Annotated in this window: 3 protein-coding genes and 1 pseudogene; 3 read left to right on the forward strand and 1 reads right to left on the reverse strand. The window is 69.8% G+C overall.

The features are described from left to right. Nucleotides 1-44: 44 nt before the first annotated feature. On the reverse strand, nucleotides 45-1,169 hold the full coding sequence (gene proB / locus ACH4NX_RS10580) for a glutamate 5-kinase (protein WP_351387913.1): 1,125 nt from the start codon (nucleotides 1,167-1,169) through the stop codon (nucleotides 45-47). Between the two features lie 333 nt (nucleotides 1,170-1,502). Here proB and ACH4NX_RS10585 point away from each other — a divergent pair, with 333 nt between their 5' ends. The 3 genes and pseudogenes from ACH4NX_RS10585 to ACH4NX_RS10595 all read left to right on the forward strand — a co-directional run. Next, complete coding sequence (locus tag ACH4NX_RS10585) at nucleotides 1,503-3,659, forward strand: hypothetical protein (RefSeq protein WP_398128563.1); 2,157 nt, start codon at nucleotides 1,503-1,505, stop codon at nucleotides 3,657-3,659. Between the two features lie 94 nt (nucleotides 3,660-3,753). Further along, on the forward strand, nucleotides 3,754-5,985 hold the full coding sequence (locus ACH4NX_RS10590; protein WP_398128543.1) for a CDP-glycerol glycerophosphotransferase family protein: 2,232 nt from the start codon (nucleotides 3,754-3,756) through the stop codon (nucleotides 5,983-5,985). A gap of 618 nt (nucleotides 5,986-6,603) precedes the next feature. Beyond that, nucleotides 6,604-6,939 (forward strand): annotated as a pseudogene (locus ACH4NX_RS10595) (transposase); the annotation flags it as partial. Between the last annotated feature and the right edge of the window lie 186 nt (nucleotides 6,940-7,125).

Genomic DNA, 7,125 nt, shown 5'->3' on the forward strand with positions numbered 1-7,125 from the left:
TTTTTGCGGAACGTCCACCGCCGATTCGGGGACGTTTCGACCCATTACGGGTGCAGGATCACCAGATCGTCCCTGTGTACGACCTCGCGTTCGTACGAGGGTCCGAGTTCGCGCGCCAGCTCCCGGGTGGAGCGGCCGAGCAGCCGGGGGATCTCCCTGGCGTCGAAGTTGACGAGGCCCCTGGCCACCGCGCGCCCCGCGCCGTCCCGCAGCTCCACCGGCTCGCCCGCGGCGAACTCGCCCTCGACGCCGGCGATCCCGGCCGGCAGCAGCGACTTGCGGCCCTCGACGACCGCGCGCACCGCCCCGTCGTCGAGGACCAGCGCCCCCTGCGGGGTGGAGGCGTGCTGGAGCCACAGCAGCCGGTCGGCGGAGCGTTTGCCGGTGGCGTGGAAGTAGGTGCCGGTGTCGCCGCCGGTCAGGGCGTCGGCCGCGTGGACCGCGCTGGTCAGCACCACGGGGATGCCGGCGGCGGCGGCGATCCGGGCCGCCTCCACCTTGGTGACCATGCCGCCGGTGCCGACGCCCGCCCTGCCCGCGCTGCCGATCTCGATGTCCGCGAGGTCGGCCGCCTCGCGCACCTCGGCGATCCGCGAGGTGTCCGGCCGGCTCGGGTCGCCGTCGTACACGCCGTCCACGTCGGAGAGCAGCACCAGCAGGTCGGCGCGGACCAGGTGGGCGACGAGGGCGGCGAGCCGGTCGTTGTCGCCGAAGCGGATCTCGTCGGTGGCGACGGTGTCGTTCTCGTTGACGATCGGGAAGGCGCCCATCGCCAGCAGCTTGTCCAGGGTGCGCGAGGCGTTGCGGTGGTGGGCGCGGCGGCTCATGTCGTCGCTGGTCAGCAGCACCTGGCCGACACGGACTCCGTAACGGGCGAAGGAGGCGGTGTAGCGGGCGACCAGCAGGCCCTGGCCCACGCTGGCGGCGGCCTGCTGCCGGGCCAGGTCGCTCGGGCGGCGGGCGAGGCCCAGCGGCGCGAGGCCGGCGGCGATGGCGCCGGAGGAGACGAGGACGATCTCCTTGTCGGTCCCCCGCACCTTGGCCAGCACGTCGACGAGCGCGTCGACCCGGTCGGCGTCCAGGCCGCCCGCCGCGGTGGTCAGCGAGGAGGAGCCGACCTTGACGACGATCCTGCGGGCCTCGCCCACGGCCTGCCTCGCCCCTGCCACTGCTGCTGTCCGCCCAGTCACCGCCGCCGTCCGCCCTCTCCCGTCGACACGCGCCGATCCCCGCGCTCGCCAGGCAATCTACGCGAAGTCGGACGCGTCACGCGCCGCGGTCCAGGCTGCGGACAGGAGGCGCGGCGGCCACCGCGTCAAGGCCGCGGTCAACACGGGCGTGTCGTCAGAAGGTCGCCTGGCGTTAACCCGGATGTCCGATGCGCGACGAGCAAGCCTGGAGCGACCGCAGTGCCCCTATCCCTGCCCCGCCGCGGTCTTCCCCGCCGCGATCCGTCCCGCCGCCGCCTCCCCCGCCTCGGTCTCCCCCGCCGGCAGACCGCCGTGAAGCTGCTCGTCGTCGGCGTACTGGCGGCCGCGTTCGTCGCGCAGGCGGTGGGCGCGCTGCTGCCGCACGTGCCGCTGCTGCTCGCCGCGACCGCCGGTTCACTGGCCGCCGAGGGGATGCTGTACCGGTGGCAGCGGGGCGTGGTGTCGCTGTTCGCCAAGTCGCACGCCGACGTCACGGTCCGGCACGTGCTGCGCGACCTGCTGCTCGTGGTGGGCCTGCTGCGGCTCGGCGAGCAGCACCGGGAGACGGTGTACGCCCCGCTCGTCGCCGGTCTGCTCGCCTTCTACGGACTGCACTGGGCGATCCAGGCGGTCTCCGTCCTGGTCCGGCGCACCCGGACGCTGCCCGTGGTGACCCGCAACATCGACGCCTCGGCGCTGCGCCTGACCCCGGCGCCCCCGGTCCTGCTGCGCCGCCCGGGTCCCCGGCTGGCGGCCTTCGGACTCCCCGCGACGGCCGGACTGCTGGCCACGGCCGCCACCGACGCGCCGGTGTACGGCGCGGCGGGTCTCGCGCTGTCCCTGACGGCCGTGCTGGCCGGCCTGGTCGCGCTGCTGCTGCGGTTGCCGCCGGGGCGCCGGCCCGCGGGTGAGCGGGAGGTGCTCGACTGGTTCGAGGCGTGGCTGGCGGAGTACCGGCCCACCGTCGGCCTGTACTTCTCGGGCGGGGCGTCCTCGGCGTACCAGGCCAACATGTGGCTGGAGCCCCTCGCCCGGCTGGACGGACGGCCGCTGATCGTGCTGCGGGAGCGGTTCATGGTGCAGCGGATCGCGGCGACCGACATCCCCGTCGTGTGCCTGCCGAAGGTGTCCACGCTGATGTCCCTGGAGCACTCCACGCTGCGGGTCCTGCTCCACCCGTCGAACTCCGGGAAGACCTCGCAGGTCCTGCGCATCCCCACGATCAAGCACGCCTTCGTCAACCACGGGGAGAGCGACAAGCTGTCCTCGTGCAACCCGTACGCGAAGGCGTACGACGAGGTGTGGGTGGCCGGTCCGGCGGCGCGCGAGCGGTACGCGCTGGCGGAGGTCGGCGTCGAGGACAAGGACGTGGTGGAGATCGGCCGCCCGCAGCTGGAGGCCGTACGGCCGTACGCGGGCCCGCCCGCCGCCGGGGCGTTCACGACGGTCCTGTACGCGCCGACCTGGGAGGGCTGGGACGGCAACCCGGGGAACACGTCGGTGGTCGAGGCCGGGGAGAACCTCGTACGGGCACTGCTCGCGGACCCGGGTGTACGGCTGCTGTACAAGCCGCATCCGCTGACGGGGTCGGTGGATCCGCGGGCCGGGGCCGCCGATCTGCGCATCCGGGAGCTGGTGCGGGCGGCGAACCGGGAGCGGGGCGGGCCCCGGCCGGGGGCGGCGGCGGCCGCCGAGCCGGCCCGGCGGGCGGCGGAGCTGGACCGGCGGGCGGCGGAGCTGGACCGGCGGGCGGCGGAGCTGGACCGGCTCACCGCGGCCGGTTTCCGCTCGGCCGCCGACCAGGTGGAGCGGATGCTGCGCGGGTCGGCGCCGGAGCCCGGGCGGGCCGGGGCGGTGGCGCGGGCGACGGCCGCCTGGGAGGAGGCGTACTGGGCCGCGCTGCCCGAGTGGGAGCACCAGGTCGTCACGGACGCCCGGCCGCCCCTCTACTCCTGCTTCAACCGGGCCGACCTGCTGATCAGCGACGTGTCGAGCGTGATCAGCGACTTCCTGGCGAGCGGCAAGCCGTACGCGGTGGCCAACACCAGTGGGCTGGCGGAGGACGGGTTCCGCAAGTCCTTCCCGACGGTGGCGGCGGCGACGGTGCTGACGCCGGACGCGGCCGGGGTGGCCGACCTGCTGGACCTGGTCCGGCATCCGGAGCGGGACACGCTCGCCGGGGAGCGCGCGGCGCTGGCCCTGCGTCTGCTGGGTCCGGCCGAGCCGCCGTCCCAGGAGCGCTTCGCCGGTGCCGTACGGGAGCTGTGCGCGGCGGCCGGGGAGCACCGGGCGCGGATGGAGCGGAGGCTGGCCGCGGAACTCCCCCTCCCCGGACCACGACGGGAGCCGCCCCTCCCCTTGCACGCCGACGCGATCAGCACTTGTGTGGAAATTCTGAAAGTTGCACAAAACCCACATCCGACGCGTGAATCTTCACATGTCGATTCGGACAAGCAAGGCCCGAGATAGTGGCGGACGTATCGCCCTCGGCGGCAAGTCACAGACTGTCCGGCTACGGTAAGTACGGACACATGGCCAGCTTCCTTGGAACAGGTTGTAAAGGATGCCCACATTTTCCCTCGTCATCCCCGTGTACAAGGTGCAGGGGTACCTGCCCGAGTGCCTCGACTCCGTACTGGGGCAGGAGTACACGGACTTCGAGATCATCGCGGTCGACGACTGCTCGCCTGACGGCTCTGGTGCCCTGCTGGACGAATACGCGGAACGCGACCCACGCATTCGAGTGATTCACCTCATGGAGAATGTGGGACTGGGGCTCGCACGAAACGCCGGACTGGAAAAGGCACAGGGCGACTACGTACTGTTCCTTGACAGTGACGACACGATGCCCGACGGGGCGCTGGCAGCGATGTCCGACCGTCTCGACGCCACCGGCAATCCAGACATTCTCATCTATGACTACGCCCGTACCTACTGGGACGGCAGGACAAAGCGGAACCAGCGAGCGGACCTGCTCCGATACGACGGATCGGACGTCTTCTCCCTCGCTGACCATCCGAAGCTGCTTGATTTGCTGCAGATAGTCTGGAACAAGGCCTACCGGCGCGACTTCGTCACCCGCGCGGGGCTCGTCTTCCCCCCGGGTTACTACGAGGACGCTCCCTGGACATTCTGTTCCCTGATCACCGCCGAGCGGATCGCACTGCTGGACCGGGTCTGCGTGCACTACCGACAGCGCCGCGAGGGCGGCAACATCCTGAAGACGGTCAGCCGTAAGCACTTCGACGTCTTCGACCAGTACCGCCGTGTCTTCGACTACCTCGACGCACACGAGGAACTGGCCCAGTGGCGCGACCCGTTGTTCCGCAAGATGATCGACCACTACCTGACCGTGCTGGAGCGTCCGGACCGCCTGCCGCCCAACGCGCGGTCGGAGTTCTTCCACCGCGCCGCCACCGACTACCGCGCACGACTGCCTGAGGGCTTTGCCCGGTCGGACGGCAATCACGGCCGCAAGTACGCGTTGCTGGAACGCGGAGCCTACACCGCGATGATGAGCGCGACGCGCGTGGCGAAACTGCGCGAGGACGTCAAGAAGCGTGCCCGCACGGCCGTGAACCGGTCCAAGCGCCGCGCCATGGGCCTCTTCTACCGCTCCCAGCAGCGCGGGCCGCTGGACGAGAACCTGGCCGTGTTCTCCGCCTACTGGAACCGCAGCGTCTCCTGTAACCCCGCGGCCATCGACGCCGAACTGGCCCGCCTGGCCCCGCACATCCGCCGTGTGTGGGCCATCCGGCCGGACGCTGTCGACCAGGTGCCCGCCGGAGTGGACTACGTGCGCGTGGGCTCACGCGAGTACTGGGCTGCCGTGGCACGCGCCAAATACCTGGTCAACAACGTGAACTTCGCGGACTCCGTGGTGAAGCGGGAAGGCCAGATCCACCTGCAGACTCATCACGGCACCCCGCTGAAGACCATGGGTCTGGACCAGCGGAAGTACCCGGCCTCCACGAACATGAGTTTCGCCAATCTCCTCAAACGCTGCGACCGCTGGGACTACAGCATCACCTCCAACCGACATTCCAGCGTGGTGTGGGAACGGGCCTACCCCTGCTTCTACACGACGCTGGAAGCCGGTTACCCGCGCAACGACGTCCTCGCCAACGCCGAGGCCGAGGACGTGCGGCGGGCACGTGCGGCACTCGGCCTGGCGGACGGCGGGAAGGCGCTCCTCTACATGCCGACCCACCGCGAGTACCAGCCGGGCTTCACACCGCCCCTGGACCTCACCCGGTTCGCGCGGGAACTCGGGCCGGACGTGACCCTGCTGGTGCGCGGCCACTACTTCTACGGCAACTCGCCGCACGTCGCCGAGCTCCGCCGCACCGGCCGGGTCATCGACGTCACCGGGCATCCCCGGGTGGAGGAGCTGTACCTCGCCGCGGACGCCCTGATCACGGACTACTCGTCGGCGATGTTCGACTACGGCGTACTGGACCGTCCGATCATCAGCTACGCCCCCGACTGGGAGACCTACTCCGCGGTCCGCGGCACCTACTTCGACCTGCTCCAGGAACCGCCCGGTGCGGTGGCGACCACCCAGGAGGAACTGCTCCGGCTGCTCGCCTCGGGAGACTACGACAGCCCGGAGGCGACCGAACAACGGGACGTCTTCCGTCGGCGTTTCTGCGAGTTCGACGACGGGCATGCGGCGGAACGCGTCGTGCGGCGCGTTTTTCTAGGGGAAGACACGCCTGTGCCTGTGATTCCGCTCGAAGAACGCCGCCACGTTCCGACTCCCGCCCAGGCGCTCGCCGGGGACGAACCCGCGTGACCGAGCAGGAGATCGCCGACCGGCAGCCCGCACGGCGCGGATAAGTACCGCGCGGGTCGCCGGCCCAGCCGTCCGGGGCCGGCGACCGCGACGGGGCAAAACCACGGTGCAGTGGGTGGGACAACGAACACGGTGCGGTCGGCCGTGGCCACTCCTGCCAGCGTGCGCTTATTGCGCACTGTGCACCGAGCCGTAGTAGCAGCTCGCCTACTACCTGAGCTGCGGCAGAGTCCGTTCCAAGGTACTCGGGCAAGGAGAACACCTCTCCAAGACTCCCTGAACGTAAGCGCCACAATTTCCGTCGAGAAGGTTCCGTCCCCACGCCATTCAGCCAGAAAACGTCATAACCGCGCCGTACCTCCAAGCTTCCCTCTACTTTTCCATCTGTGTATTCTTCACGTCGGCGTAGCGACATAAGGAAATGGAACGAGCCGCCGAACTCGTCGTCCGTGGAACGACGTCCGAGTACTCGCTCTCCAGTGCCGTGTACGGTGATTGGCGTAACTCCCCGGCCGAAAAGCGGCAGTTGACTTCGATTCCTCATCGATGATCGTCGCCGCTGAAGAATCGAGGTTATTCAGACCTGCCCTCTGCGAGCTGTCCGGCGTTGCGCTGGACTGGTCTCACCAGGGACGATTCCGCTCGGAAGCCGCCTTCGCCTCCTTCGCCGGCGTCTCGCCGATCCCTGCCTCGTCCGGGCTGACCAACCGGCACCGGCTCAACCGCAGCGGCGACCGGCAGCTCAACCGGGCCATGCACACCATCACCCTGATCAGGATGCGACTCGATCCCTCTACGAAGACGTACGTCACACGCAAGATCACCGAAGGGAAGACCTCCCGCGATGCGCAGCGATGCCTGAAGCGAGCGATCTGCCGCCAGATCTTCAAGATCCTTGAGCACTCCGACCGGAACCGACTCGGCAACGTCGAAGAACTCGCTCAAGCGGCTTGACACGACATAGCAGCCTCGGGGGAGGTGGAGGGCCCTGGTGCGTGGGGCGGGTGCGCCAGGGCCCTCTGTTCAGCCGACGATGTGGAGTCGGCCGTCGTAGCCGCCGAAACCTTCAGTGATGGTGTGGTAGTCGGTGAACCCGTCACCAAAGCCCCGGCCCATCGTGATGGTGCCGTCCTTCTCGTA

Origin of the sequence: Streptomyces sp. NPDC017225, from assembly GCF_044331465.1 — a bacterium.
Lineage (GTDB): Bacteria > Actinomycetota > Actinomycetes > Streptomycetales > Streptomycetaceae > Streptomyces.

Bases quoted from the DNA above. Each gene is read 5' to 3' on its own strand.
- ACH4NX_RS10590 (WP_398128543.1), top strand. From the start codon at position 3,754: ATGCCCACATTTTCCCTCGTCATCCCCGTGTACAAGGTGCAGGGGTAC.